28 protein-coding genes and 1 riboswitch are annotated in these 24,656 nt (G+C 71.9%); of the genes, 12 read left to right on the top strand and 16 right to left on the bottom strand.

The genetic code is table 11. From position 1 onward, the window contains the following. The first annotated feature begins 177 nt into the window (after positions 1-177). Both WBG99_RS31160 and WBG99_RS31165 read left to right on the top strand, forming a co-directional pair. Entirely contained in the window at positions 178-417 is a 240-nt protein-coding gene (locus WBG99_RS31160; RefSeq protein WP_338899528.1) for a toxin-antitoxin system HicB family antitoxin, read from the top strand. 4 nt (positions 418-421) lie between these two features. Next, positions 422-796 carry a fic family toxin-antitoxin system, toxin component gene (locus WBG99_RS31165; RefSeq protein WP_338899529.1) on the top strand — a complete coding sequence of 125 codons (375 nt, stop codon included), beginning with the start codon at positions 422-424 and terminating at the stop codon, positions 794-796. On the opposite strand, the gene WBG99_RS31170 is transcribed toward WBG99_RS31165, so the two are convergent. Both WBG99_RS31170 and WBG99_RS31175 read right to left on the bottom strand, forming a co-directional pair. Next, positions 765-1,445, bottom strand: a complete 681-nt coding sequence (locus WBG99_RS31170; RefSeq protein WP_338899530.1) for a class I SAM-dependent methyltransferase — start codon at positions 1,443-1,445, stop codon at positions 765-767. The two genes, WBG99_RS31165 and WBG99_RS31170, sit on opposite strands and share 32 nt — an antisense overlap. 165 nt (positions 1,446-1,610) lie before the next feature. Next, positions 1,611-2,297 (bottom strand): triacylglycerol lipase, encoded by a 687-nt coding sequence (locus WBG99_RS31175; protein WP_338899531.1) that lies wholly within the window; start codon positions 2,295-2,297, stop codon positions 1,611-1,613. 109 nt (positions 2,298-2,406) lie between these two features. Here WBG99_RS31175 and WBG99_RS31180 point away from each other — a divergent pair, with 109 nt between their 5' ends. After that, positions 2,407-4,629, top strand: coding sequence for a LuxR C-terminal-related transcriptional regulator (locus WBG99_RS31180; protein WP_338899532.1), 2,223 nt, complete (start codon positions 2,407-2,409; stop codon positions 4,627-4,629). Between the two features lie 84 nt (positions 4,630-4,713). Here WBG99_RS31180 and bioD read toward each other — a convergent pair whose 3' ends face one another. Genes bioD through bioB form a run of 3 tightly spaced genes read right to left on the bottom strand, consistent with a single transcriptional unit; the run spans position 4,714 to position 7,943 of the window. Next, positions 4,714-5,451 (bottom strand): dethiobiotin synthase, encoded by a 738-nt coding sequence (bioD, locus tag WBG99_RS31185; protein WP_338899533.1) that lies wholly within the window; start codon positions 5,449-5,451, stop codon positions 4,714-4,716. Between the two features lies 1 nt (position 5,452). Then, on the bottom strand, positions 5,453-6,742 hold the full coding sequence (locus WBG99_RS31190) for an adenosylmethionine--8-amino-7-oxononanoate transaminase (RefSeq protein WP_338899534.1): 1,290 nt from the start codon (positions 6,740-6,742) through the stop codon (positions 5,453-5,455). After that, a complete protein-coding gene (gene bioB / locus WBG99_RS31195; RefSeq protein ID WP_338899535.1) occupies positions 6,735-7,943 on the bottom strand; it encodes a biotin synthase BioB in 1,209 nt (402 codons plus the stop codon). The genes WBG99_RS31190 and bioB overlap by 8 nt, the downstream gene beginning before the upstream one ends. Positions 7,944-8,182: 239 nt before the next feature. On the opposite strand from bioB, the gene WBG99_RS31200 reads away from it, so the two are divergent. Then, positions 8,183-9,310 (top strand): 8-amino-7-oxononanoate synthase, encoded by a 1,128-nt coding sequence (locus WBG99_RS31200; RefSeq protein ID WP_338899536.1) that lies wholly within the window; start codon positions 8,183-8,185, stop codon positions 9,308-9,310. A 57-nt stretch (positions 9,311-9,367) separates the two neighbouring features. Here the strand turns inward: WBG99_RS31200 and WBG99_RS31205 are convergent, their stop codons facing one another. Together WBG99_RS31205 and WBG99_RS31210 are read right to left on the bottom strand one after the other, a co-directional pair. Beyond that, positions 9,368-9,592, bottom strand: a complete 225-nt coding sequence (locus WBG99_RS31205) for a DUF397 domain-containing protein (protein ID WP_338899537.1) — start codon at positions 9,590-9,592, stop codon at positions 9,368-9,370. A 9-nt stretch (positions 9,593-9,601) separates the two neighbouring features. Beyond that, positions 9,602-10,462 (bottom strand): helix-turn-helix transcriptional regulator, encoded by an 861-nt coding sequence (locus WBG99_RS31210; RefSeq protein WP_338899538.1) that lies wholly within the window; start codon positions 10,460-10,462, stop codon positions 9,602-9,604. 246 nt (positions 10,463-10,708) lie between these two features. Here WBG99_RS31210 and WBG99_RS31215 point away from each other — a divergent pair, with 246 nt between their 5' ends. Next, on the top strand, positions 10,709-11,134 hold the full coding sequence (locus tag WBG99_RS31215; protein WP_338899539.1) for an ATP-binding protein: 426 nt from the start codon (positions 10,709-10,711) through the stop codon (positions 11,132-11,134). A 4-nt stretch (positions 11,135-11,138) separates the two neighbouring features. Here the strand turns inward: WBG99_RS31215 and WBG99_RS31220 are convergent, their stop codons facing one another. The 4 genes from WBG99_RS31220 to WBG99_RS31235 all read right to left on the bottom strand — a co-directional run bounded on the left by WBG99_RS31220 (position 11,139) and on the right by WBG99_RS31235 (position 13,756). Further along, positions 11,139-11,687 (bottom strand): DUF6328 family protein, encoded by a 549-nt coding sequence (locus tag WBG99_RS31220; protein ID WP_338899540.1) that lies wholly within the window; start codon positions 11,685-11,687, stop codon positions 11,139-11,141. A 75-nt stretch (positions 11,688-11,762) separates the two neighbouring features. Next, complete coding sequence (locus tag WBG99_RS31225; protein WP_338899541.1) at positions 11,763-12,236, bottom strand: C40 family peptidase; 474 nt, start codon at positions 12,234-12,236, stop codon at positions 11,763-11,765. A 3-nt stretch (positions 12,237-12,239) separates the two neighbouring features. Further along, positions 12,240-12,459: riboswitch (cyclic di-AMP (ydaO/yuaA leader) on the bottom strand. Positions 12,460-12,790: 331 nt separating this feature from the next. Continuing rightward, complete coding sequence (locus WBG99_RS31230) at positions 12,791-13,108, bottom strand: hypothetical protein (RefSeq protein WP_338899543.1); 318 nt, start codon at positions 13,106-13,108, stop codon at positions 12,791-12,793. A gap of 6 nt (positions 13,109-13,114) precedes the next feature. Continuing rightward, on the bottom strand, positions 13,115-13,756 hold the full coding sequence (locus WBG99_RS31235) for an ATP-dependent Clp protease proteolytic subunit (RefSeq protein WP_338899545.1): 642 nt from the start codon (positions 13,754-13,756) through the stop codon (positions 13,115-13,117). An 804-nt stretch (positions 13,757-14,560) separates the two neighbouring features. On the opposite strand from WBG99_RS31235, the gene WBG99_RS31240 reads away from it, so the two are divergent. The 7 genes from WBG99_RS31240 to WBG99_RS31270 all read left to right on the top strand — a co-directional run bounded on the left by WBG99_RS31240 (position 14,561) and on the right by WBG99_RS31270 (position 19,909). Beyond that, complete coding sequence (locus tag WBG99_RS31240) at positions 14,561-14,839, top strand: type II toxin-antitoxin system Phd/YefM family antitoxin (protein WP_338899546.1); 279 nt, start codon at positions 14,561-14,563, stop codon at positions 14,837-14,839. 316 nt (positions 14,840-15,155) lie between these two features. Further along, entirely contained in the window at positions 15,156-15,458 is a 303-nt protein-coding gene (locus WBG99_RS31245) for an urease subunit gamma (RefSeq protein ID WP_048819736.1), read from the top strand. A gap of 9 nt (positions 15,459-15,467) precedes the next feature. After that, on the top strand, positions 15,468-15,779 hold the full coding sequence (locus WBG99_RS31250) for an urease subunit beta (protein WP_338899548.1): 312 nt from the start codon (positions 15,468-15,470) through the stop codon (positions 15,777-15,779). Next, a complete protein-coding gene (locus WBG99_RS31255) occupies positions 15,772-17,493 on the top strand; it encodes an urease subunit alpha (RefSeq protein ID WP_338899549.1) in 1,722 nt (573 codons plus the stop codon). The genes WBG99_RS31250 and WBG99_RS31255 overlap by 8 nt, the downstream gene beginning before the upstream one ends. Positions 17,494-17,541: 48 nt before the next feature. Then, on the top strand, positions 17,542-18,216 hold the full coding sequence (locus WBG99_RS31260; RefSeq protein ID WP_338899550.1) for an urease accessory UreF family protein: 675 nt from the start codon (positions 17,542-17,544) through the stop codon (positions 18,214-18,216). A gap of 203 nt (positions 18,217-18,419) precedes the next feature. Then, the gene (gene ureG / locus WBG99_RS31265; protein ID WP_338899551.1) at positions 18,420-19,103 is read left to right on the top strand and encodes an urease accessory protein UreG; all 684 of its coding nucleotides are present in this window, start codon (positions 18,420-18,422) and stop codon (positions 19,101-19,103) included. After that, complete coding sequence (locus tag WBG99_RS31270; RefSeq protein WP_338900540.1) at positions 19,100-19,909, top strand: urease accessory protein UreD; 810 nt, start codon at positions 19,100-19,102, stop codon at positions 19,907-19,909. Before ureG ends, WBG99_RS31270 begins: the two co-directional genes overlap by 4 nt. A 171-nt stretch (positions 19,910-20,080) precedes the next feature. On the opposite strand, the gene WBG99_RS31275 is transcribed toward WBG99_RS31270, so the two are convergent. The 5 genes from WBG99_RS31275 to ddaH all read right to left on the bottom strand — a co-directional run bounded on the left by WBG99_RS31275 (position 20,081) and on the right by ddaH (position 24,648). Continuing rightward, on the bottom strand, positions 20,081-21,106 hold the full coding sequence (locus WBG99_RS31275; RefSeq protein WP_338900541.1) for an NAD(P)-dependent oxidoreductase: 1,026 nt from the start codon (positions 21,104-21,106) through the stop codon (positions 20,081-20,083). 119 nt (positions 21,107-21,225) lie between these two features. Then, complete coding sequence (locus tag WBG99_RS31280) at positions 21,226-21,945, bottom strand: lysophospholipid acyltransferase family protein (RefSeq protein WP_338899552.1); 720 nt, start codon at positions 21,943-21,945, stop codon at positions 21,226-21,228. Positions 21,946-22,105: 160 nt separating this feature from the next. Next, a complete protein-coding gene (locus WBG99_RS31285) occupies positions 22,106-22,273 on the bottom strand; it encodes a helix-turn-helix domain-containing protein (RefSeq protein ID WP_338899553.1) in 168 nt (55 codons plus the stop codon). A 315-nt stretch (positions 22,274-22,588) separates the two neighbouring features. Then, positions 22,589-23,821 (bottom strand): ornithine--oxo-acid transaminase, encoded by a 1,233-nt coding sequence (rocD, locus tag WBG99_RS31290; protein ID WP_338899554.1) that lies wholly within the window; start codon positions 23,819-23,821, stop codon positions 22,589-22,591. Further along, positions 23,818-24,648 carry a dimethylargininase gene (gene ddaH, locus WBG99_RS31295; protein WP_338899555.1) on the bottom strand — a complete coding sequence of 277 codons (831 nt, stop codon included), beginning with the start codon at positions 24,646-24,648 and terminating at the stop codon, positions 23,818-23,820. Before ddaH ends, rocD begins: the two co-directional genes overlap by 4 nt. Positions 24,649-24,656 lie beyond the last annotated feature (8 nt).

The raw sequence follows: 24,656 nt of genomic DNA on the forward strand, positions 1-24,656 counted from the left end.
CGGCCGAGCCTAGTGTGATCCAGTGCATACCCGGAATCCCCCCGAAGTTCGAGCCCGTCTCCGTCGCAGGTCGGGTCCTTGATTTCGATGTAGGGGGCACCCATGGGGGTGTCCTGGGTGTGGTGCGGGAGCAAGGCCCTCTTGCTTCTGCTAGCACTCCAGCGCTAGCGTCGAGGCATGGCCAAGACCCAGCTGAACGTACGGGTGGACGAAGACACCGCCCGAGCCGCCCGAGAGCGGGCCCTGGAGCGCGGGATGAGTGTGAACCGGTACATCGAGGAGCTGGTCAGGCAGGACACCGGCGAAGCGGGCCACACCTTCGTCGAGTCCGCCGCCGACTTCATGAAGCAGTACGAGGCGGTCTTCGTCGAGGAGTTCGGCGGAGAGCTCGAAGGCCGGCGCGAGGGACGTCACTGATCCCTTGAGCCAGCTCAGAATCGACCTCGCCTGGCTCCTGATGGTCGCCGAACAGAAGACGCCCGGAGATCCCCAGGTCGCCGACTGGGGCGCCCTCGTCGCGGCCGTCGCCCGCCACGAGGCCCAGATATTCGACGTCCCCGTCTATGACACCCCGCACGCCCGAGCCGCCGCCCTCCTCCAACTCCTCATGCACGTCCCCGCGCTGGAGCGCTCCAACGCGCTGTTCGCCTCCGCCGTCGCCTACGGCTACCTCGTGGCCAGCGGTGTCAAGGTCGTCACCTCCGCCGAGCAGGTGCGCGAACTGGCCAGACTGGTCAAGAGCGGCGAGGCCACCGTGCACGACATCACGCGGGAGTTGCGCCAGTGGAGTCTGTGAGGCCGGGCCGCCGGGCGCGGCCCACCACGCAGTAGGAGGTGGGCAGCCGGGGCCCCTGCTCGGGCATCAGGATCTCCCGGACCGTCCCGACCTCGAACCCGGCGGCCCGGATGGCGCCGACCGGGTCGCGGCCCACATGGCAGCCGCCGAACAGCAGCGGCCACACCGTACGGTCCAGCGCCCGCTGGGCCGTACGCATCGCCCGGCCGCCGCCCCGCCCGTGCTCGAAGAACCGCAGCTCACCGCCGGGGCGCAGCACCCGCCGAATCTCGCTCAGCGAGCGCCGTACGTCCCGCACGCTGCACAGTGCCAACGACACCACCGCCGCGTCGAACGCCTCGCTCTTGACGGGCAGCGCCTCCGCCACGCCCGGCACCACGTCCACGGGCACCTCGGCGCGCAGGGCGGCCTCCAGGGCCGACTTCCGCAGGGAGCGCTCGGGTTCGATTGCCACCACCTCCGAGACCGTGCCCGGGAAGCGCGCGAAGTTCAGGCCGTTGCCGGCGCCGATCTCGATGACCCGCCCCGAGAGCCCGGCGAGCAGTTCGTCGCGTACGGGCCCCACCCTCGGCTCCGCCGACACGCTCAGTCGGGCGTAGAACCGGGCGAAGACGGGGTGGTGAACGGCGTCCTTGGCGGCGCGGACCATCAGGACCTCCCGAGGAGGACGGCAGATACCGCGATTGTCCCCCGGGAAGCCCCCGTTCACCCGTCGCCGCCCCGAGGAGCCGAAACGGCGCACCCGCCGCGCGGCCCTGGGGAGGAGACCGTGCGACGGGTACGGGGCGATACGGCGGGCGAGGGACCGGGCAGGTCAGGCGATGAAGCCCCGGACCTGCTCGTAGACCCCCCTGTCGTTGTTCATCTCGTTGTGCGCGACACAGCCGACCTCGACGTTCGTCGCGCCGCTCAGGATCGCGGAGGTGTCCGGCGTGAGCGCGTCGTCGCAGTTCGACCAGTAGCTGGCGTACGACACACCGCCCGGGGTCTCGTCACCGGAGTTGAGCGCGGTCAGGAACGAGCTGCCGGTGTACATCTCGGCACAGGACGTGTAGAGCCACCGGCACCAACCGGCCACGGTCGTCCCGTGGTTCACCCCGGCCGTGGAGACGAAGTCGTCGACGTAGGCCGTCCCGCCGAGGTTCTTGAGGTAGTAGCGGGAGCTGAGCGCGCCCATCGAGTGGACGACCACGTCGACCTTGGAGGCGCCCGTCGAGGCGAGCACGCTCTGGATCTTGGTCTTGAGCTGCGCGGCCGTCGTGACGTTGGACTTGCCCCAGTCGTAGGACCAGGAGTGCAGCTCGGCGGAGGTGTAGCCGTCCGCCTTGAAGTACGCGATCCAGTCGTCCCAGGTGCCGGACGAACTGCTCAGACCGTGCACGAAGACGACGGGGTCGCGGGTCGCGGCCTGAGCGGGGGTCGCGGAGAACGAGAGCGACAGAAGGAGCGTGGTGGTCACGGTCGCGAGGGCCGTGGCGATACGGCGCATGCGGCGATGCATGGAGCCTCCTGAAAGGGGTGGGGTTCGTCTGGAGTGTCAGGGGGGTCTACGCGCGCCGCATCGGCGAAGTCGCCGGTCTTTACTGGCCGGTTAACTCGCAAGTAACGTGATGGGTGTGGTGACTCCGGTGAACCCCCCACACCATCCGCATCGCTCGCCACCGTCCCCCCTGCACGTGTGGTCGAGCCCGGACACAGCGTCGGCCGCCGTGCCCACGCTGTCCGAAGGCGTGCGCGTACGCCTGCTGCACGCCGCACACGGCGATCCGTGGGCCGCCGCGGAACTCGCCGCCGCCCTGACCCACCGCCAGGCCACGGGCCTCGACCCGCTCCCCGCCGAGCCCCTGACGCTGGCCCCCGCCCTGCTGCGGGCCCACCGGCGCGACGTACGGGCCCTGCCCGACGACACCCGGTTCCTGCTGCTCCTCGCCGCCGCCGACCAGCATCCGGTCCCCACGCACGCCTACGCACGGGCCGTCACGGCGGCCCGGCTCGACACCCGCCCCCTCGACACGGCGGAGGCGGCGGGCCTCGCGCACCCCACGGCCCAGGGCGTCGTCTTCCGTGACGCGTGGACGAGGATCGCCGTGTACGAGTCCGCGTCCATGGCCGACCGGCGCGAGGCCCACCGCCTCCTTGCCGCCGTCCTGAGCGACGAGGGTGAGAGACCCGGCCGCTCCTGGCACCGGGCCGCCGCCGCCCTCGGACCCAGCCGCCGCCTCGCCGCCGAACTCCGCCTGGCGGCACGGGTGGCACGTGCCATCGGCGGCGACCCGGCCCTGGCCTCCGCCCTCGCCGAACGCGCCGCCACGCTCACCCCCGAACCGGCCGAACGCACGCCCCTGTTCGCCCTGGCCGCCGCCGAGGCCTGGCGGTCCGGCGACGGCGACCGGGCCCGCCGCCTGGTCGCCGCCACCGACGACGACGCCCTCGGCGGCCTCCTCGCCCTCCGCGCCGGCAACGCCGCCGAAGCCTTCGACGCCCTGCTCACCGCCACGGTCCGGCACGGCGGCGACCACGCCTCGGACACGGCCGCCCATCTGCTGGCACGGGCCACCGAGGCCGCCATCTACACCGGGGACCTCCGCCGCTGCCGCGAGGCCGCCGCCGTCGCCGGCGAACTCGGCATCCTCCCGTCGAGCACCCTCGGCGCGCTCGCCGCCGCCTTCGAGGGCCGTTACGACGACGCCCGCGACGTCCTCGAAGCCACCGCCGGACGCTGCGGGCCCGGGGGTGACCCCACCCAGCTGATCCACGCCGGGATCGCCGCCCTGCTCCTCGGCGACCACACCCGCGCCTTCACCGCCACCGCCCGCGCCGCCGCCTCGGCCCGCGCCCGGGGCGAGACCGTGACCGTGCCGCAGGCCATGGAGTTCCGGGCGTACGCCGAGTTCTGGACCGGACGTCCCAAGGCCGCCGAGGCCGCCGCCGTGGACGCCCTGCGCCTGGCGTACGCCACCGGGCAGGACAACGGGGCCTGCCATCTCCAGGCCGCGCTCGCGATGTTCGCGGCCGTGACCGGCGACGAGCAGGTCTGCCGGGAGCGCGCCGAGTCGGCCCGCGCGTACGCCCTGGAACGCGGACTCGGACTGCCCGCCGCGCTCGCCATGTTCGCCCTCGCCTTCCTCGACCTCAGCACCGGCCGCTACGCCGCCTCGGCCGCCCGGCTGCGCGCCCTCGCCGGCTTCGGCCCCGGACACGGGCACCGGGCCATCCGGCACCTCGCCACCCCGCACTACGTCGAAGCCGCCGTCCGCACCGGCGACACCCGTGTGGCCCGCGCCGCGCACGCCGACTACGACCGCTGGGCCCGCACCGTCCGCAGCGCCGACGACCTCGCCCTCAGCGCCCGCTGCCGCGCCCTGCTCGCCACCGGGAAGGAAGCCGTCGAGCACTTCCGCACGGCTCTGGACCTGCATGCCTCCGGCACCCGCGACTTCGAACGCGCCCGCACCGAACTGCTCTTCGGCAGCGCCCTGCGCCGGCTCCGCGACCGCACCGAGGCCCGCGACCGCCTCCACAGCGCCCTGGAGGCCTTCGAGTACTTCGGCTCCCCGCACTGCGCCGTCCAGGCCCGCGCCGAACTCCGGGCCCTGGGGGAGCGCGCCGCCGTGACACCCGGCGGCGAGGACCTCGCCACCCGCCTCACGGCCCAGCAACTCCTGATCGCCCGCATGGCCGCCGACGGTGCCACCAACCGGGAGATCGCCGCCCGCCTGCAACTCAGCCCTCGCACGATCGACCACCATCTGCGGGGCGTGTTCTCCCGGTTGGGTATCAGGTCGAGGATCGAGTTGGTACGGCTGCTGGGGGAGGGCGATGCCCGCGGCTGACGCTGTTACCGCTGCGCCCACCCGTTCCGCGGGGCAGAAGGGGTGGGCGCAGCCGGACAGCGCCGGGCGCACTGTCCGTGGGGCTCAGGGGCAACGGGGGAGGGCTTTCGCGATCTCCCGCGCGGTGAAGGCCCCGGCGTCCCACGTACCACCGAGCGTCGGCGCCAGCCAGTTTCCCGCCGCCGCCCGGAAGCCAACCGGCTCCAACGCCCCCGCCCCCGCCGGCACCGCCCCCAGCAGTGGAGCCCCGGCGACCACCGGAAGGTCGGTGAGGTTGCAACGGGACGCCAGATCCGGGGCCTTCGGCCAGCTGCCGATGACGACGCCCGTCAACCGCACCCCTCGCACGGCGAGTTCACGGGCCGTCAGCTCGGTCGTGTTCAGGGTGCCCAGTCCCGCCGAGGCGACCAGCAGCACGGGAGCGCCGAGCGACCGCGCGGCGTCCGCCAGCGTGCCGCCCTCCTCGTCGAACCGTACGAGCAGCCCGCCCGCGCCCTCGACCAGCACCAGGTCGTGTTCGACGGCCAGCTTGGCCGCCGCCTCGGCGACGTCCTCGGGCCGCACCGGCGGGAGCCGGGACCGCCGGGCGGCCGTCGCGGGGGCCAACGGTTCGGGATAGCGGGCGAGTTCACGAGCCGTGGCGGCGCCCGCGAGCCGGGCCACCTCGGCCGCGTCACCACGCTCGTCCGGCCGTACACCGGTCTGCGCGGGCTTGAGGACGGCCACGGACCGGCCGGACGCGAGGGCCACCGCCGCGACGGCCGCCGTGGTGACCGTCTTGCCGACCTCCGTGCCCGTCCCCGTGATCACCAGGACCGTCATGTCATCCCTCCGTCGCCGCCGCGCGCACCGCGCGGGCGATCCGTGCCACGTCCTCGTCGCCCGTGACGTACGGCGGCATCGTGTAGACGAGATCGCGGAACGGTCGTAGCCACACGCCCTCGCGCACGGCGGCGGAGGTGGCCGCCTCCATGTCCACCGCGTGGTCGAGCTGGACCACGCCGATGGCGCCGAGGACGCGTACGTCCTTCACCCCCGGCACGTCGCGAGCCGGTGCCAGCCCCTCCCGCAGTCCCCTCCCGATCCGCTCGACCTCCGCGAGCCAGTCCTGGCCCAGCAGCAGCTCGATCGACGCACAGGCGACGGCCGCCGCCAGTGGATTGCCCATGAAGGTGGGCCCGTGGGCCAGCACCGGCACCTCGCCCCGCGAGATGCCCTCGGCCACCCGGGCGGTGCACAGGGCAGCCGCCATGGTCATATAGCCGCCTGTCAGCGCCTTGCCGACGCACATCACGTCCGGCGTCACCGCCGCGTGGTCCGCCGCGAACAGTGCGCCCGTACGCCCGAACCCGGTGGCGATCTCGTCGAACACCAGCAGCACGTCATGCGCGTCGCACGCCTCGCGCAGCACCCGCAGATAGGCGGGGGAGTGGAACCGCATCCCGCCCGCGCCCTGCACCACCGGCTCCACGATCACGGCGGCCAGTTCGTCCGCGTGCCGCTCGATCGCCGCGCGCAGCAGCTCCGCGTAGGACTCCTCGTAGTCCGCCGGCGGCGCGTCCACGAACACCTGCCGGGGCAGGACGCCCTGCCACAGCTCGTGCATCCCGCCCTCGGGGTCGCACACCGACATCGGCTGCCAGGTGTCGCCGTGGTAGCCGCCGCGCCAGGTGAGCAGGCGCCGTTTGCCGGGGCGGCCGAGCGAACGCCAGTGCTGCAGGCACATCTTGACCGCGACCTCGACGGAGACCGACCCCGAGTCGGCGAGGAAGACATGCTCCAGACCTTCGGGCGCCATGTCGACCAGGTGTTTCGCCAGCCGCACGGCGGGCTCATGGGTGAGCCCGCCGAACATGACGTGACTCATCCGCCCCAGCTGTTCGCGCGCCGCCTCGTTGAGCACCGGGTGGTTGTAGCCGTGGATCGCCGACCACCAGGACGACATGCCGTCCACCAGCTCGCCCGAGCCGTCGGTGAGCTTCAGCCGGACCCCGCTCGCGGACTCCACGACGAGCGGTTCCCGCCGGCCGGGCATGGGCCCGTACGGATGCCACACGTGCCGCCGGTCGAGTTCCAGCAGCTCGGGCACGGTCGGGTGGGGCAGGTCAGGCATTGGGCGCGAGATCCGTTCCGGCACCCCGACGGCGTACGGAGACGAGGTCCGTACGAGCCTCTCCCGCCGGTGCCTCGGCGGGAGAACCGCACACGCCACCGCCCTCGTGAGACCCGCACCCGGCGCCCTCAGGGGACCCGCACCCGGCTGCCTCGTGAGACCCGCACCCGGCGCTCTCCCGGCCCCCGCAGCCACCGCCCCGGTGCTCCGGCAGCGTCACCCGGTCCGTGCCCTCGACCTCGAACCCGGCGTCCGCGATCATCTCCAGGTCGGCCTTGCCGGCCTGGCCCTCGCTGGTCAGATAGTCACCGAGGAAGATCGAGTTGGCAAGGTGCAGGGCGAGCGGCTGCATCGTACGGAGATGGACCTCACGGCCGCCCGCGATCCGCACCTCGACGTCCGGACAGACGAACCGCACCATGGCCAGGATCCGCAGACAGCGCTGCGGGGTGAGGTTCCACTCCTTGGCGAGCGGGGTGCCCTCGAACGGGATCAGGAAGTTGACCGGTACCGAGTCCGGGTCCAGTTCGCGGAGGGAGAAGACCACGTCGACCAGGTCCTCGTCGCTCTCCCCCATGCCCGCGATCAGGCCGGAGCAGGCCGAGAGCCCCGCCGCGTGCGCCTTCTGGACCGTGTCGACACGGTCGGCGTACGTGTGCGTCGTCGTGATCTCGCCGTACGTCGACTCCGACGTGTTGAGGTTGTGGTTGTAGGCGTCTGCGCCCGCCTCACGCAGCCGTTCGGCCTGGCCGTCGGAGAGCAGACCGAGACAGGCGCACACCTCGACGCCCTCGTTCTGCTCCTTGATCGTCTTGATGGTGCCGGCGACCCGGTCCACGTCCCGGTCGGTCGGACCGCGCCCGGACGCCACCAGACAGACCCGCTTGGCGCCCCCGGCGAGCCCGGCCGCGGCGGCCTCGGAGGCCTGGTCGGGCTTGAGCCAGGTGTACTTGAGGATGCCGGCGGTGGAGCCGAGCCGCTGGGAGCAGTAGGAGCAGTCCTCCGGGCACAGGCCCGACTTGAGGTTGACCAGATAGTTCAGTTTCACCCGGTGGCCGAACCAGTGCCGGCGCACCTTCCCGGCCGCGGCCACCACGTCCAACAGCTCGTCGTCGGAGGTGCCGAGGACGGCGAGCGCCTCGGCACGGCTCAGCGGCTCGCGCCGGAGCCCCTTGTCCACCAGCGTGTTCAGCAGGTCCATGAGAGCCGATCCTGTCCTACGGGACCGCTCCCGGCCAAGGAGACTCCCGACAACAGAGTCGGTTCGACGTGTGGGTATCGCCACATCGTGGGCGGCCGTTCGTGCCATTAGTGTCTGTGCACTGCCTACAAATCGTTGCCCACAAAGCCCTGCCCGCGAGCACTGTCCGCGAAAGCCCCCGCCGCGCTGCCCGTGACCGCTCCGACGCCGTGGGCCGCCCACACCACCCCGGAGGACCCATGGCGTTCGGCTGGATCGACGAGCAGGCGTCGGCGCGCCGCCGGGCCGGGCTCGTACGGACCCTGCGCCCCCGCCCCGCCGACTCGCCGCTCCTCGACCTCGCGAGCAACGACTACCTGGGTCTGGCCCGACACCCGGAGATCACCGAGGGAGCCGCCGGGGCGGCGCGCCGGTGGGGCGGCGGGGCCACCGGGTCCCGGCTGGTCACCGGCACCACCGAGCTCCACGGCGAGCTGGAGCGGGAACTGGCCGACTTCTGCGGCTTCGAGGCCGCCCTGGTCTTCTCCTCCGGCTACGCGGCCAACCTCGCCGCCGTCACCGCGCTCGCCCCGCACGGCTCCCTGGTCGTGTCGGACGCGGGCAACCACGCCTCCCTCATCGACGGCTGCAGGCTGGCCCGGGGCACCACCCAGGTCGTGGCCCACGCGGCCCCCGACGCCGTCCGCAAGGCGCTGAGCACCCGCCGAGGTCCTGCCGTCGCCGTCTCCGACACGGTCTTCTCCGTGGACGGGGACGCCGCCCCGCTGACCGCACTGGCCGCCGCCTGCCGCGAGTACGGCGCCGGGCTCGTCGTCGACGACGCGCACGGCCTCGGTGTCCTGGGCGACGGCGGCCGGGGCGCGCCGCAGGCGGCCGGGCTCGCGGGCGACCCCGATGTCGTCGTGACGGTCACCCTGTCGAAGTCGCTGGGCAGCCAGGGCGGCGCGGTCCTCGGCCCGGCGCCCGTCATCGACCATCTGGTCAACGCCGCCCGTACGTTCATCTTCGACACCGGCCTCGCCCCGGCCGCGGCCGGCGCGGCCCTCGCCGCGCTCCGGCTGCTGCGCCGTGAGCCGGAGCGCGCCGCGCGGGCTCGCGAGGTGGCGAGAGAGCTGCACGCACGGCTGACGGCGTCGGGCCATGAAGCGGTGCGGCCCGACGCCGCCGTGGTGTCCGTGCGCGCACCGTCCCCCGAGCAGGCGGTGCGGTGGGCGGCGGACTGCCGGTCGGCGGGTCTCGCCGTCGGCTGCTTCCGCCCACCGTCCGTGCCCGACGGCATTTCGAGGCTGCGGCTGACCGCCCGGGCGGATCTCACCGAGGGGCAGATCGACCGAGCCGTGGGGATCATCGGCGATACGCGACCGTGAGTCGGCGTCCCGGCCGAGTGCCGCCGTGAGCGGATGTGCGTGTGTTGCCGTTGGTGCTCATCGAAGCGTGGTGACGAATCCCTCCCAGGCCTCGGGGTCGAACAGCAGGGCGGGCCCCGCCGTGTTCTTCGAGTCGCGCACGGCCACGAGTCCGGCCCAGCGGCCGGACCCGGGGCGGGCCGTTTCGACGCAGTTGTTCATTCCGGTGCTGCGGCTGCTGCGCAGCCATCGCACCCCGTGCAGTTCGGTACTGGTGGTCACGTTCCGAGGCAGTGCGGACATGGTGCCTCCTTACGCGCCGGCAGCGAGCCCGGCGATGTAATCCAACGAGTCCTCGAGTGAAAGGGCGTGGACTTGAAGGGTGTTGAAGGCCTCGACATAGGCCTTGAGGTCTTCTTTCCGCTCAAGGTAGAGGCTACTCGTCAAGTGGTCGAGAACAACCACGTCAAGATCAGATGTGCTCTTAAATGAGAAGATTACGAAAGGGCCGGTGACGCCGATGTGTGCCCCGGCAGTGAACGGCAGCACCTGTAGTCGTACCTGAGGGAGTCGCGCCGCCTCGACCAGACGGCCCAGCTGCCGGGCCATGATCTCGGGACCGCCCACCTCGCGTCGTAGAACGCCCTCGTCGAGCACGGCGCTCAGCTCCATCGGCGGGTCCGCGCGCAGGACTTCCTGCCGGGCGAGCCGCACTTCCACCAGCGCGTCGAGTTTGTCGTCTTCCAAACCCTCCACGGCGGCCCGGGTCACCGCCCGGGCGTACTCGGGAATCTGCAGGAGGCCCGGCACGACCGAGGTCTCCAACGTCCGTATCCCGCCGGCCTGCGACTCCAGGCTGATGAAGTCCCGGTACGTCGGCGGCAGTACGCCCCGGTAGGCGTGCCACCAGTTGTGCCGTCCACCACCGTCCTCAAAGCCCGCCAACGCCAGGAGCAGCTCCCGGAGCTCGCTGTCGTCGACCCCGTACGCGTCCAGGAGCCTGCGTACATCCACGGGCTTCACCCCGCTGGCGCCCGTCTCGATCCGGCTCACCTTGGACTGGTGCCAGCCGACCCGATGGGCCGCCTCGATGCTCGTCAGACCGCAGCGGGTACGCAGAACGCGTAACTCGGCACCGAGCTTGCGGCGGCGCACAGCCGGACCGTACTGCATGGGTTCTCCTTCCGCTCGGCGTGCGAAGCCGGGGTGACGACAGAGGATGGACGAAGACCCCGCCCGAATACGGTCGGTCGTCGGAGAGTTCACCGCTTCGAGCGACAGATATATGCACATCCTGGTGGATCGCCACCCGTGACGGCCCAGGTAGTGGCAGTCTGGCGCGAAGCACCAGTCCGGGACCGTACTCGAACCATCCGCTCCCTGTCGGACACCGGTCCCGTGGGAAAGGGACGACTCGCCATGGCAGATCACCAGGAAGCATCCGTCACTCTGCCGAGCGATCCCGCCTCGGTGTCCGCGGCCCGAAGATACGTCGCCCAGGTGCTGGCCGAATGGGGCCTGCCGAGCGGCACGGACATCGCGGAGACCGTGCGCCTGATCGTGTCCGAACTCGCCACCAACGCCGTCCAGCACACCTTCGGTCAGTCGCCCACGTTCACCGTGGACATCGCGCTGGACCGGGACGAGCAGCTGCGCATCGGCGTCACCGACAGCCATCCGCGCTTTCCGAAACGTCTGCCCGCCGCCGTCCAGCAGGACAACGGCCGGGGCATGGTCATCGTCCGCTGCCTGACCGCCGAGTGCGGCGGCAGGCTGAGCGTCAGACCCACCCGGGAGGGCGGCAAGACGGTGGCGATCGAACTGCCCTGGACGGTTCCCGCGTAACCGGTCAGGTCCGGTGGTCCGCAGGAGCCCTGACGGGGGTCTCGCCCGGAGGCGGTGTCGGCGTCGTGCCGGTGTTACCGGCGGACCGTCCCACGAGCTTCGGGAGCACGGCCCACAGGGTCAGGCACGCGAGGAACGTGCCCGCCCCGGCGACGATCCCGGCCGCCCGGCCGAGCGTCACGTCCACGACGAGCAGGACGGACCCGGCGAGGGCCGGCATCAGCACGATGAGGCCCGCGGTGGCCAGCCGGGACGACACCTGGACGATGGCGGGCTTGGCGTTCTGCTGGAAGAGCGAGCGGTGCAGGGCGGCCGGGGCGGTGAAGAGCGCCGCCGCGAGGACCGCCAGCAGCAGGGTGGTGACATAGGTGGCGCGCTGTACGGAGTCCAGGTCCGGGAAGCGCGGCGTGAAGGCCAGCGTCAGCAGGAACGCGAAGAGGATCTGCACCCCGGTCTGGGTGACCCGCAGCTCCTGCAGCAGCTCGGAGAAGTTGCGGTCGGCGCGTTCGAGGGGCGTCTCGTTGCGTGCGGGGCGGGTGCGTTCGTCGGCCATGGGCGAACGAGTAACCAGTTCGGCCCGTGGCACGCCCGTGGGGGCGGCGGAGATCTCCGCCGCCCCCACGGCTGGTCAGCGGACCCGGCCGTACCAGACGCTCTTCGTCCAGAGCTTCTGCAGCCGGACGACGTCACCCGTCTTCGGGGAGTGCCAGATCTTTCCCTTCCCCGCGTAGATACCGACGTGGTAGACGCTCGATCCCGAGTGGAAGAAGACGAGGTCTCCGAGTTTGCGGTTGCTCGCGGAGATGTGCTTCGTCTTGTTGTACTGCTGCTGAGCAGTACGGGGCAGCTTCTTGCCCGCCTTCTTGAACGAGTAGAGCGTCAGCCCTGAGCAGTCGAACCTGCCTGGACCGGCGGCTCCGTACTGGTAAGGGGAGCCCTTCTTGGAAGCCGCGACCTTGAGTGCCTTCGACGCCGCGGTGGCGGCCTCGGCGCCGGATGCGGCGCCCGGTACCACGATGCTGCCGCTCACGGCGGCGATGGTGAGAGCCGAGGCCGTACCGGCCCGGGTCAACAGCGACGGGACACGATTCAGCGCAGTCATGCGCAACCCTTCGTCAGCCGCCTGTGAAGGATGACCTGTCGGATTCGGGCTGGCGAAGTTGCCCGGCCGCTGACGCGGCTTCACCCCAAGGGCTGCTCGGCGCGGCGTCTCCATGTGGAGCCGACCGTTCCGGCGACCCGTCGTACTTGGGTCCTCCACTCCTGCCGATGCACTCCTGTCGACCGGTCATCCGGGCGGCGGCAGGACTCGGCGTCCACCCGGATCGCCCCGCCGCTGTGGCGGGGGCTTGTCGTCAGGAAGGGATCTTGACGCACTCAAGTCCGAAATTCCCAACGGAACCGGTGGTTTGTGGTCTTACTCACCACTCACCCGTTCGGGTGGACAGAGCCTTTTCGGCTGTTGTGTCCAACGGGTCGAGGAGGCCCGTACCAGCACCGGAATGATGTATTCCGGCTGTGCGGTAGGCGCGTTGCGCAACTTCACAGCTCCTTGCGACGTATGGGCCGATAGGTCGATCGTGCTACGCCGTCCGGAGTGCGCGAACCCCGGGCCGGACGGCCCGTCAGTAGTACGGCGGCCGACCCGGGATGGGTTCAGGCAGGCGAGTCCTCCGGTTTCGGCGGCAGTGAGACCAGGGCCGCCCGCCGCTCGCCGTCGAGCACGCGCAGGGACCGCGCGAGGGTGGGGGCGTGTACCTCGTTCTCGCCGCGCCTGTGCATCAGTTCGAGCGCGTCGCGCAGGGCGGTCGCCTTGGCGACGAGCGCCTGCGCCGCCCGCAGTCCGCGGTACGTGTCACCGGGGCGCGCCGGATTGATCCGGCCGACCAGGTCGACGACGTCCAGATAGCGGTCGATCAGCTCAGCCTCGGCGCGCGTGAGGGCGGGCAGCGGCGGCAGTTCGGGAGGGAGCATCGACACTCACCTCGCGCCGGGGAGCGCGCCCGAGGCCCTGCGGCTCGGGACGACCTGGTCGGCCAGCCCGTACTCGACCGCCGCCTCAGCGTCGAGGAACGTGTCCCGCTCGATGTCGGCGCTGATCCGCTCCGGGCTCTGCCCCGTGTGCCGGACGAACATCTCCTCCAGCTTCCGGCGATTGCGCGTCAACTCCGCGGCCTGGATCGCGAGGTCACTCGCCTGGCCCTCGATCCGGCCGGCCAGCGCCGGCTGGTGGATCACCACGCGCGCGCCCGGCAGTACGAACCGCCTGCCCGGTGTGCCCGCTGCCAGCAGCACCGCGGCGGACGATCCCGCCTGCCCCAGGCAGATCGTCTCCACGTCACAGGTGACGAACCGGATCGTGTCGTAGATCGCCGTCATCGCGCTGAACGAGCCGCCGGGCGAGTTGACGTACAGCGAGATGTCCCGGTCGGGCGACTGGTGTTCGAGGTGCATGAACTGGGCCATCACGTCGTTCGCCGACGTGTCGTCGATCTGCGTCCCGAGGAACACGATCCGCTCTTCCAGGAGCTTGGCATACGGATCCATCGTCCGGTGACCCGCACTGGTGTGCTCGGTGAACTCGGGCAGCACATAACGGGCCGTCGGTCGGTTCGCGGGCATGGGGCACGCCTCCTCAGATCGATTTCTGTACAGAATGTACAGGACGTACGAGATCGTGGAAAGCCGCTCGCCTACGGCGGCGCCCCGGACCGATGTGGTCCGGGGCGCCGTGAAGTGCGCGGCGAACGAGGTCGGTTGATGGCCACGGGGGTCGGCCTGCCCGAGAAGGTGATCGGCGGTCAGCCCTTCGGGGCGGCGAACTCGGAGAGTGCGTTCGCGACCTCGGCAGGTATGACGTCGTGGCCCTCGGGCGCCGAGTCCGCGCCGTTCACCGAAGCGATCTCGACCGTGAGCCGATCGCCAGGGATCAGTAGGCGTCCTCCCCCTCCACGCTCTCGCGCTCAGGCCGGAGCCGCCGGAGGACTCGGTGCCGGGCGGGGGACTCCACCGAGGCCGTCCCGCTCTCGGACTGGACATGGTTCCCCCTACTGTTCGGTTGTCATCGCGGAGCAGAAGGGGATCTTCCGCTCGGGGTGGTGGGGTGACGGGGCGAGGGGGCGACGGGGCGCGGCCCGGTCCAAGGTGTCCTCGCACTGTGAGCGCCCGGGTCGAGCGGCCTGGCACCGCGCCTCGCCGCGTTGCCGAGAAGCCCTGGTGGCTCCTTCCCACGCTCGACCTCGCTCGCGCGGGAAAGGCCCCCATCGAGGGCTCTCCGGCGCCTTGCGATGCACGGCACCAGACCGCGCGACCTACACGAGGAGGACGTGGACCAGGGCCGTCGCCAGACACAGGACCACGGCGGCGCTCGTCCCCGCCCTCAGGACATCGGGTGCTCATAGTGCAAGGACCCCTAAGCTGGACTGCATGGCCTACGAGATTCCGGTGACGCAAGCCAGGGCTGAGCTCGCCGATCTGATCAACCGCGTGGTCTACGGCGGCGAGCGCGTCGTCGTGACGCGGCACGGGAAGCCCCTCGTCGCCCTGGTCTCCGCAGCCGACCTGGAGCACCTCGAAGCCCTCCAGGACTCCGCCGACGATTCGGTGATCAGCGCGGTCTCCAGCGTCCGCGAGGTCGCATCGGCCCCGAGGGAACAACAGCGCTTCGGGATCGCCGCGGAGCATCGGCGGGCGGGGGGTTCCTAGGCGCCGCGGGCTTCGCGTGCGGCTGTACGCCCGCTCGGGCGACCGGCGCGCGCCTTCCCGCCGGGAAGTCGCGGAGACCGTACGGACCCGACCGCCCGCAAGCGGGCGCAGCGCCCTGATGCGGCATGCCGAGCGACCCCCGTCGGCGTGCCGAGTGGCCGGCGCCGACGGGGACCGACACGCGGTCGATCACGGTCCGGTTAACGTCGCCGAAACGCCACCCGATTAGCCTGCGCCCATGCCACCTGCGAATTTGCCGGGTGGTCGCGGCAACCGGGCCCCGCACGGTCCGGAGCGAGGATGTGAGGTGGACGCCGTGCAACTGACCCCGCACGAGCAGGAGAGGCTGCTGATCCATGTGGCGGCCGATGTGGCGGAGAAGCGCCGGGCCCGTGGGCTGAAACTGAACCATCCCGAGGCCGTCGCGCTCATCACCGCGCACATCCTCGAGGGCGCGCGGGACGGCCGTACGGTGGCCGAGCTCATGGCGTCCGGACGGAAACTGCTCACCCGGGACGACGTCATGGAGGGCATCCCCGAGATGATCCACGACGTGCAGGTCGAGGCGACCTTCCCGGACGGCACCAAGCTCGTCACCGTCCACGACCCGATCGTCTGAGAGGCCTCGATGATTCCCGGAGAGATCCTCTTCGCCGAGGACGCGATCGTCTGCAACGAGGGCCGTGAGGTCACCCGGCTCACCGTCCTCAACGCCGCCGACCGGCCCGTCCAGGTCGGCTCCCACTACCACTTCGCGGAGGCCAACCCAGGCCTGGAGTTCGACCGCGCCGCCGCACGCGGGAAGCGGCTGAACGTCGCCGCCGGCACCGCCGTGCGCTTCGAGCCCGGCATCCCGGTCGACGTGGAACTCGTACCGCTCACCGGCGCCCGTGTCGTGCCCGGACTGCGCGGGGAGACCGGAGGTGCCCTCGATGCCTGAGATCTCGCGTGCCGCATACGCCGACCTGTTCGGCCCCACCACCGGCGACCGCATCCGGCTCGCCGACACCGACCTGCTCGTCGAGATCGAGGATGACCACTCCGGCGGGCCCGGACGGGCCGGTGACGAGGCCGTGTTCGGCGGCGGCAAGGTCATCCGCGAATCCATGGGCCAGTCGCGTGCCACGCGCGCGGAAGGCACCCCGGACACGGTCATCACGGGCGCGGTGATCATCGACCACTGGGGCATCGTCAAGGCCGACATCGGCATCCGCGACGGCCGGATCACCGGCATCGGCAAGGCCGGCAACCCCGACACCATGGACGGCGTCCACCCCGACCTGGTCATCGGCCCCGAGACGGAGATCATCGCGGGGAACGGCCGGATCGTCACCGCCGGTGCCATCGACGCCCACGTCCACTTCATCTGTCCGCAGATCGCCGACGAGGCGCTGTCGTCCGGCATCACCACGCTCGTCGGCGGCGGAACCGGCCCCGCCGAGGGTTCCAAGGCCACCACCGTCACACCCGGACCCTGGCACCTCGCCCGGATGCTGGAGGCGATGGAGCAGTACCCGCTCAACATCGGCTTCCTCGGCAAGGGGAACACGGTGTCGCACGAGGCGATGCTGTCCCAGATCCGCGGGGGCGCGCTGGGGCTGAAGCTCCACGAGGACTGGGGCTCGACGCCGGCCGTCATCGACGCCTCGCTGACCGTCGCCGACCGGACCGGCATCCAGGTCGCCATCCACACGGACACGCTGAACGAGGCCGGGTTCGTCGGTGACACGCTCGCCGCGATCGCCGGACGCGGCATCCACGCCTACCACACCGAGGGCGCGGGCGGCGGGCACGCGCCCGACATCATGACCGTGGTGTCCGAGCCGCACGTCCTGCCCAGTTCCACCAACCCGACCCGGCCCTACACCGTCAACACCGCCGAAGAACACCTCGACATGCTGATGGTCTGCCACCACCTGAACGCGGCCGTCCCGGAGGACCTGGCGTTCGCCGAGTCCCGTATCCGCCCATCGACCATCGGGGCCGAGGACATCCTGCACGACCTGGGCGCCATCTCGATCATCTCCTCCGACTCGCAGGCCATGGGCCGGGTCGGCGAGGTCATCCTGCGGACCTGGCAGACCGCGCATGTGATGAAGCGGCGCCGGGGCGCGCTGCCCGGGGACGGGCGCGCGGACAACCGGCGGGTACGTCGATATGTCGCCAAGTACACGATCAACCCCGCGCTCGCGCAGGGCCTCGCCCGCGAGATCGGGTCCGTCGAGACCGGCAAGCTCGCCGACCTCGTCGTGTGGGAGCCCGCGTTCTTCGGCGTCAAGCCGCAGCTCGTGATCAAGGGCGGACAGATCGCCTACGCGCAGATGGGCGACGCGAACGCCTCGATCCCCACCCCGCAGCCGATCCTCCCGCGTCCCATGTACGGGGCCATCGGACGGGCGCCCGCCGCGAACTCGTTCAACTTCGTGGCGCCGCTCGCCATCGAGGACGGACTGCCGGAACGGCTCTCGCTGGGGAAGCGCTTCGTCGCCATCGAGTCGACGCGTGGGGTGACCAAGGCCGACATGCGCGAGAACGACGCGCGGCCCGAGGTGCGCGTCGACCCCGACAGCTTCGCCGTGCACATCGACGGGGAACTGGTGGAGGCCACACCGGCGGCCGAACTGCCCATGGCTCAGCGGTACTTCCTCTTCTGATGGCCGCACAGAGGTCGGAACTCCGACACCTTGCCTCGGGGGTCCGCGATGTCTAGGGCCGCGCTTCTCGTGCTGGCCGACGGCCGCTTCCCCGCCGGGGGGCACGCACACTCCGGCGGGGCCGAGGTGGCCGTCAAAGCCGGGCTGGTCACCGGGGCGGAGGGGCTGGAGGCGTTCTGCCGGGGGCGGTTGCACACGGCGGGGCTGGTTTCGGCGGCGTTGGCCGCCGCGGCGGCGCTCGGTGTGGACGCCCTGTCGCTGGACGCCGCCGCCGACGCCCGGACATCATCCGTGGCCCTGCGGGTCGCCTCGCGCAAACTGGGGCGGCAGTTGATGCGGGCGGCTCGGGCGACCTGGCCGTCTCAGGAGCTGGACGCGCTGGCACGGGAGTTCCCGAAGGGGGCGCACCAGCCGGTCGTGCTGGGGGTGGCGGCGAGGGCGGCCGGGCTTTCGGCCGAGGACGCGGCGTACTGCTCCGCGTACGAGAGTGTCAGTGGGCCGGCGAGTGCGACGGTGCGGTTGCTGAGTCTTGATCCGTTCGAGGCGACCGGGGCGTTGGCGCGGTTGGCTCCCGAGGTGGATGCGGTGGTGCGGGCGGCGGTGGAGAGCGCCCGGGGGGCGGGGGCGGGTGGGGTGGACGGCTTGCCCGCGGCCTCCGCGCCGTTGTTGGAGGTCGGGGCGGAGGTGCATGCGGCTTGGTCTGTGCGGTTGTTCGCGTCCTGAGTCGGTCGCCCCCGCCGCCCCTGCCCTCTCACCCCCAGGGGCTGTGCCCCTTCGCCCCCCTGCGCGCGGGGAGAGCTCGGGTGGGTGGGGTTCGTGGGCGGGTGCGGATCGTTTGGGGTTGCTCGCGCAGTTCCCCGCGCCCGCCCCCACAACCCTCACCCCCGAGTTCTCCCGCGATCCCTATCCGACAAGGAGCCGCTTCCATGCATCTCGACCACCCCCACTCCCACGACGGCCCCGCCGCCGTCAGCGCCGACGCGCACCGCCCCGACGGCACGCGCCGTGCCCTGCGGATCGGGCTCGGCGGCCCGGTCGGGTCCGGTAAGACGGCGACCGTCGCCGCGCTCTGCCGGGCCTTGCGGGAGGAGTTGTCGCTCGCTGTCGTGACGAACGACATCTACACGCGGGAGGACGCCGAGTTCCTGCTCCGGGAGGCCGTGTTGCCGCCCGAGCGGATCACGGCCGTGGAGACGGGGGCGTGCCCGCACACGGCCATTCGGGATGACATCTCCGCCAATCTGGAAGCCGTGGAGGACCTGGAGGACGAGGTCGGGCCGCTCGATCTGATTCTGGTCGAGTCGGGCGGCGACAACCTGACCGCGACCTTCTCCAGGGGGCTCGTGGACGAGCAGATCTTCGTCATCGATGTGGCGGGCGGGGACGACATCCCCCGCAAGGGCGGGCCCGGCGTCACCACCGCCGACCTGCTCATCGTCAACAAGACGGACCTCGCGCCGCACGTCGGGTCGGACCTCGCCCGGATGGCCGCGGACGCGAAGGCGCAGAGGGCGGAGTTGCCCGTGGTGTTCCAGTCGCTGCGCGGTGAGGCGGGGGTCGGGGAGGTCGCCGCCTGGGTTCGGGAGAAGCTCGCGGCGTGGACGGCATGACGACGGCCGGGGAGACGGCGGCGGCCGGAGGCATGACGACCGCCGGGGTCGAGGCCACCGCGCGGATCGCGGCCCGCGCCGACGGGCGGGGCGGTACCGCTCTGCCCGTGCTGGAGAGCGAGGGGCCGTTGGCGTTGCGCCGGACTCGGGGGAGTGGTGACGAGGCGCGGGTCATGCTGGTGGGGGCGATGAGCGGGCCGCTCGGCGGAGACCGGTTCGCCGTGGAGGCGGAGGTCGGGGCGGGGGCGCGGCTGCGGGTCGGATCGGCCGCGGCGACGATCGCGCTGCCGGGGCAGGCCAAGGGGAAGGGCCGTGACGAGGCGCGCTACGACGTACGGATCGAGGTCGCCGACGGGGGCGAACTGCGGTGGCTGCCCGAGCAGTTGATCTCCGTGCAGGGGAGCGACCTGTATGTGGCGACGCGGGTGGAGCTCGCCGTAGGGGCCCGGCTGGTGTTCCGGGAGGAGCAGGTGCTCGGGCGGGCCGGGGAGGGGCCCGGGCGGCTCGGCAGCCGGCTCACCGTGCGGCTGGGCGGGCGGCCGTTGCTCGATCAGGAGGTGGTGTGCGGGCCGGGGGCGCCGGGTGGCTGGGACGGTCCCGCCGTGCTGGGCGGGCGCCGTGCGCTGGGCCAACTCGTCGTCGTGCGGCCGGAGTTCGCCGAGCGGACGCCTGCGCCGCGGGTGCTGGGGGAGTCGGCCGCGCTCACTCCGCTCGCCGGGCCCGCCGTCCTCGTCAGCGCGCTCGCGCCCGACGCGCTGCGGCTGCGGCGCGTGCTCGACGAGGCCCTCGCCCAACTGGACGGGTGACGCAGCGCCACAACCGATCCGCTGAACGGGGCTTTCCCCACCGGCTCACCGGCTCACCGTCAAGGCGGGCAAGGCCGACGTGACGTGCGCGCCGCATGCCACGCCGAAGCCGTAGGCACCTGAGCGGAGGGAGGGGACGACCGGGGGCCGGTCGTCCCCTCCCTCACGCGGTCATGCCGCCCGGCCCGCCAGCCAGGCGTCCTCCGCCGCGTAGTCGAAGAGCTCCCCGTACGTCGCGAACATCCTGGGACAGGCCTCCTTCCAGTCCCGGCAGCCCGCCAGCCGGTCCTCGATCCACGCGACCGTCTCCGGCAGCGACCGCGCGTACCGGACCACCGGGCGGTAGCCCAGCTCCCGCTCCGCCGCCGACATGTCGCACACCACGGGCACCGGCACGGACCACGGGGTGTCGCCCACGGCGGGCGCCGGGGGAGCCCCGTCGACCAGCACGTTCTCCGCTTCGACGCCCATCACGGCGTCGATCGCGGCGGCGATCTCCGCCACGGTCGGTGCGTCGGGGTCGACGGCGTTCAGCGCCCGCGTGCCCGGCCGGGCCGCGGCGAGACGGATCAGCTCGGCGATGTTGTGCACGCTCGCCGGATGGAAGCGGCTCGCACCGCCGTACGCGAGGACCCGGCGGGACCGGCCGTCGAGGTTGCGCTTCACGAAGTACAGCTCGCGCGGCGTACGGCAGTGCGGTCCGTGGATGGCGCCCGCGCGCAGCAGGGTGGTGGGCAACCGGTCGCCCCCGGCGAGGAGTTCGCGCTCCAGCCCCGCCTTGCGGGTGCTGTACGAGGAGTCGCCGGGCCGGATCGTGCGATGGCTCTCGGGGAGGGGCACGGGGTACTCGGGGAAGCCGTCCGGCTCCGCCTGGGTGTCGAAGTTGCGCCCCTTGTCGTCCTCGTACACCGACACGCTGGAGACGACGACCGCCGAGCCGACCCGGTCGGCCAGGGTGAGCAGCTGCCGGGCGTGTTCGGGACCGTACGCGACCATGTCCACCAGGACGTCGCAACCGCCGCCGACCGCTGCCGCCAGCGCCGCGTCGTCACCCCGGTCCGCCGGTACGACCCGCACGTCCTCCGGCCAGCCGTCATCCCGGCCGCCGCCCCGCGAGACGGCCGTCACCGCCCAGCCGTCCCGCGCCAGCGCGCCCACGGCCACCCGGCCGATCTGTCCCGTCGCCCCGATCACCACAGCACGTCGCGTCATGCCCCGACCGTACGACGCCCGCGCCCGGTTCGCCGCGAGCCTCTGCTGTCGGCAGAACTCCCTCAAATCGACGACAGCCGCAGGAGGTTGCTAGTGCTGCGGCACTAGCTCAGGGGCATCCGGGGGAACTTTCGCTCCTTCGCCGCCGCGGCCTCCTCCGCCTTCGCGACGGCCGCGTACTGGTCGACGTACTCCTGCTCGGAGAGCGAGAGGATGGCGTACATGATCTCGTCGGTGATGGCGCGCAGGACGGCCTTCTCGTTCTCCATGCCCTCATAGCGGGAGAAGTCCAGGGGCTCGCCGAAGCGGATGACGACGGGGTGGACGTTCGGGATGACCTTGCCGGGCGGCTGCGCCTCGAAGGTGCCGATCATCGCGCAGGGGACCACGGGCACGCGCGCCTTGAGCGCCATGACCGCCACGCCGAGCTTGCCCTTGTAGAGGCGGCCGTCGTGCGAGCGCGTGCCCTCCGGGTAGATGCCGAGGAGTTCGTCCTTGCTCAGCACGCCGAGCCCCTCGCGGATGGCGGCCTGCCCCGCCTCCTTGCCGGAGCGGTCCACCGGGATCTGGCCGGCGCTGCGGAAGAAGAACGCCGTGAGCCGGCCCTTGATGCCCGGCCCGGTGAAGTACTCGGCCTTCGCCAGGAAGGTGATGCGCCGCTTGAGGATGGCGGGCATCAGGAAGTGGTCCGAGAACGACAGATGGTTGCCGGCGACAATGGCGGCGCCCGACGACGGGACGTGTTCGAGACCCTCGATCCGAGGCCGGAAGACCAGTCTCAGCAGCGGGCCAAGCAGCACGTACTTGAGCAGGTAATAGAACACCGCGCACTCCTCCGCACCCCAGGGGAGCGATCAGTCTAGGCGGCGGCCGTCGTCGCACGGAACCGCCGGGAGTCACTCTGCGTCGCCGTCGGCCGATTCAGGTGTCCGAGGCCGTGGCGCCGCCGCCCATCCGGTCGGCCGGGCAGGGAGGGACAGAGGGTCATGCACGTGCGGTGGTCACGCGGGGGCGCCCGGTGATCTGCTCGATCTTCTGCATGCGGTGGACGACGGTGTTGCGGTGGACGTGCAGGGCCGCCGCCGCGCGTACGAGGTTGAAGCCGCTCTCGCACCAGGCCGGGGGGGCGCGGTCGCCCGCGCGAGCCGTCACTGTCCGGGCCAGTGGTTCGACGATCCGGACGACCTGGCCGGCCTGATCCGTGGCCCCTGGTCGGCGGGCGGCCCTTCCTCCCCGACGGGCTCCCGGTCATCGACCGGGTACCGGGACAGGACAACGCCTTCGTCGCCACCGGCCACGGCATGCTCGGCGTCGCCCTGGGCCCGGACACCGGCTCGCCGAGTACGTCCGCACAGGCCGACGGCCCGACGCTCTCACGCCGTTCCGCTTCGACCGTCCGCGCGCATGAGGGCCGCCGCCCCAGGCCCCGCCCAGGGGCGGGGCCTGGGGGTTCAGGAACCTGGGGGTTCAGGAACCCGAACCCTTTCTCAGAACCTCCCCCAACGTGCCCAGCGCCGAGCGGAGCTCCGCGCCCGTGATGGTGAGCGGCGGGGCCAGCCGGATGGTCGAGCCATGGGTGTCCTTGACCAGGATTCCCTCCGCCATGAGGCGGTGGCTGATCTCGCGGCCGGTGCCGATCGCGGGGTCGATGTCGACGCCCGCCCACAGCCCGCGCGCCCGGAACCCGACCACGCCCCGGCCCACCATCGCCGCCAGCCCGTCCCGCAGCAGCTCTCCCAGCTCGGCGGCCCTGCGCTGGAACTCGCCGGTCCGCAGCAGTTCGACCACCGCCGAACCGACCGCCGCGGCCAGGGGATTGCCGCCGAAGGTCGACCCGTGCTCACCGGGGCGGAGGACGGACAGCACCTCCCGGCGGGCCACCACCGCCGACACCGGCACGATGCCGCCGCCGAGCGCCTTGCCCAGCAGCACGGCATCGGGCCGGACGTCCTCGTGCTCGACGGCGAGCGTCCGGCCGGTGCGGCCGAGGCCCGACTGGATCTCGTCCGCGATGAAGAGGCAGCCGGTGCGGCGGGTCAGCTCGCTGACCGCGGGCAGATAGCCGTCGTCCGGGATGAGCACGCCCGCCTCGCCCTGGATGGGCTCGATCAGCACCGCGGCCGTCGTCTGGTCGATCGCCGCCTCCAGCGCGGCGAGATCGTTGTACGGGACCACGCGGAAGCCCGGTGTGAACGGGCCGAAGCCGTCGCGGGCCACCGGGTCCGTGGAGAAGCTCACGATGGTCGTCGTACGGCCGTGGAAGTTGTCGGCGGCGACCACGATCGTCGCCTGGTCGGCGGGGACGCCCTTCACCTCGTACGCCCATTTGCGGGCCACCTTGATCGCGCTCTCCACGGCCTCGGCGCCGGTGTTCATCGGCAGCACCATGTCCAGGCCGGTCAGCTCGGCCAGGGCCTCGGCGAACCCGGCGAGCCGGTCGTTGTGAAAGGCCCGCGAGGTGAGGGTGAGTGTGTCGAGCTGGCGGTGCGCGGCGTCGATCAGCGCCGGGTGGCGGTGGCCGAAGTTGAGTGCGGAGTAACCGGCCAGCATGTCCAGATAGCGGCGGCCCTCGACGTCCTCGACCCAGGTGCCCTCGGCCCGTGCGACGACCACGGGCAGCGGGTGGTAGTTGTGTGCGAGGACGGGCTCCTCGGCGCGGATGAGGTCGGCCGACGAACGCGTGTGGACGGGAGCGGTCATGAGCGGATCTCCTGAGTGACGCACTTGATGCCGCCGCCGGCCTTCTGGAACTCCGAGAGGTCGACGGGGACGGGGACGTAGCCCTGCCGGGCGAGCTGGTCGGCGAGTTCCTTGGCACGGGGCGAGATGAACACATGGCGGCCGTCGGACACCGAGTTCAGACCGAAGGCCATGGCGTCCTCACGGGTGGCGATCACCGCGTCGGGGTAGAGCCGGGCCAGGACCGCGCGGCTACCGGGTGAGAAGGCCTCAGGGTAGTACGCGATGTTGCCCGGGTGGCCGTCGCCGCCGTCGTCGAGGACGAACAGCGCGGTGTCCAGATGGTAGAAGCGCGGGTCCACCAGCTGGAGGCTGATCACCGGGACGCCGAAGAACTCCTGCGCCTGGCGATGGGCCTCACGGGTGGTGCGGAAGCCGGTCCCGGCGAGCAGATGGCGGGTGGTCGGCACCAGGTCGCCCTCTCCTTCGCAGACCGACTCGGAGCGGAACACCTCGTACCCGGCGCTCTTGAACCAGGCGTCGTAGGCGACGGACTCGGGGCGCCGCTCGGGTGCGTGGAACAGCGAGCCGAGGACACGGCCGCCGAGGACGAGCGCGCAGTTGGCCGCGAACACCATGTCGGGCAGCGCCGCCACCGGCTCCACGGTGTCCACGGTGTGGCCATGGGCGCGGTAGGCGCGGATCAGCTCCCGCCACTGATCCCGCGCGAGGTCGACGTCCACGGGAGTGTCCGGGTGCATCCAGGGATTGATCGAGTACTGCACGGCGAAATGTCTGGGTTCGCAGACGAGAAAGCGCCGAAGGCGCGGCACACGGCTGTCGGGCACAGAGGGTC

Origin of the sequence: Streptomyces sp. TG1A-60 (genome assembly GCF_037201975.1) — a bacterium.
Taxonomy (GTDB): Bacteria; Actinomycetota; Actinomycetes; order Streptomycetales; family Streptomycetaceae; genus Streptomyces.

Excerpts from the sequence above, each read along its gene's own strand:
- WBG99_RS31160 (WP_338899528.1), top strand. The coding sequence starts at position 178 with ATGGCCAAGACCCAGCTGAACGTACGGGTGGACGAAGACACCGCCCGA.
- WBG99_RS31170 (WP_338899530.1), bottom strand. The coding sequence starts at position 1,445 with ATGGTCCGCGCCGCCAAGGACGCCGTTCACCACCCCGTCTTCGCCCGG.
- WBG99_RS31175 (WP_338899531.1), bottom strand. The coding sequence starts at position 2,297 with ATGCATCGCCGCATGCGCCGTATCGCCACGGCCCTCGCGACCGTGACC.
- WBG99_RS31180 (WP_338899532.1), top strand. The coding sequence starts at position 2,407 with ATGGGTGTGGTGACTCCGGTGAACCCCCCACACCATCCGCATCGCTCG.
- bioD (WP_338899533.1), bottom strand. The coding sequence starts at position 5,451 with ATGACGGTCCTGGTGATCACGGGGACGGGCACGGAGGTCGGCAAGACG.
- WBG99_RS31190 (WP_338899534.1), bottom strand. The coding sequence starts at position 6,742 with ATGCCTGACCTGCCCCACCCGACCGTGCCCGAGCTGCTGGAACTCGAC.
- bioB (WP_338899535.1), bottom strand. The coding sequence starts at position 7,943 with ATGGACCTGCTGAACACGCTGGTGGACAAGGGGCTCCGGCGCGAGCCG.
- WBG99_RS31200 (WP_338899536.1), top strand. The coding sequence starts at position 8,183 with ATGGCGTTCGGCTGGATCGACGAGCAGGCGTCGGCGCGCCGCCGGGCC.
- WBG99_RS31205 (WP_338899537.1), bottom strand. The coding sequence starts at position 9,592 with ATGTCCGCACTGCCTCGGAACGTGACCACCAGTACCGAACTGCACGGG.
- WBG99_RS31210 (WP_338899538.1), bottom strand. The coding sequence starts at position 10,462 with ATGCAGTACGGTCCGGCTGTGCGCCGCCGCAAGCTCGGTGCCGAGTTA.
- WBG99_RS31215 (WP_338899539.1), top strand. The coding sequence starts at position 10,709 with ATGGCAGATCACCAGGAAGCATCCGTCACTCTGCCGAGCGATCCCGCC.
- WBG99_RS31220 (WP_338899540.1), bottom strand. The coding sequence starts at position 11,687 with ATGGCCGACGAACGCACCCGCCCCGCACGCAACGAGACGCCCCTCGAA.
- WBG99_RS31225 (WP_338899541.1), bottom strand. The coding sequence starts at position 12,236 with ATGACTGCGCTGAATCGTGTCCCGTCGCTGTTGACCCGGGCCGGTACG.
- WBG99_RS31230 (WP_338899543.1), bottom strand. The coding sequence starts at position 13,108 with ATGCTCCCTCCCGAACTGCCGCCGCTGCCCGCCCTCACGCGCGCCGAG.
- WBG99_RS31235 (WP_338899545.1), bottom strand. The coding sequence starts at position 13,756 with ATGCCCGCGAACCGACCGACGGCCCGTTATGTGCTGCCCGAGTTCACC.
- WBG99_RS31240 (WP_338899546.1), top strand. The coding sequence starts at position 14,561 with ATGGCCTACGAGATTCCGGTGACGCAAGCCAGGGCTGAGCTCGCCGAT.
- WBG99_RS31250 (WP_338899548.1), top strand. The coding sequence starts at position 15,468 with ATGATTCCCGGAGAGATCCTCTTCGCCGAGGACGCGATCGTCTGCAAC.
- WBG99_RS31255 (WP_338899549.1), top strand. The coding sequence starts at position 15,772 with ATGCCTGAGATCTCGCGTGCCGCATACGCCGACCTGTTCGGCCCCACC.
- WBG99_RS31260 (WP_338899550.1), top strand. The coding sequence starts at position 17,542 with ATGTCTAGGGCCGCGCTTCTCGTGCTGGCCGACGGCCGCTTCCCCGCC.
- ureG (WP_338899551.1), top strand. The coding sequence starts at position 18,420 with ATGCATCTCGACCACCCCCACTCCCACGACGGCCCCGCCGCCGTCAGC.
- WBG99_RS31270 (WP_338900540.1), top strand. The coding sequence starts at position 19,100 with ATGACGACGGCCGGGGAGACGGCGGCGGCCGGAGGCATGACGACCGCC.
- rocD (WP_338899554.1), bottom strand. The coding sequence starts at position 23,821 with ATGACCGCTCCCGTCCACACGCGTTCGTCGGCCGACCTCATCCGCGCC.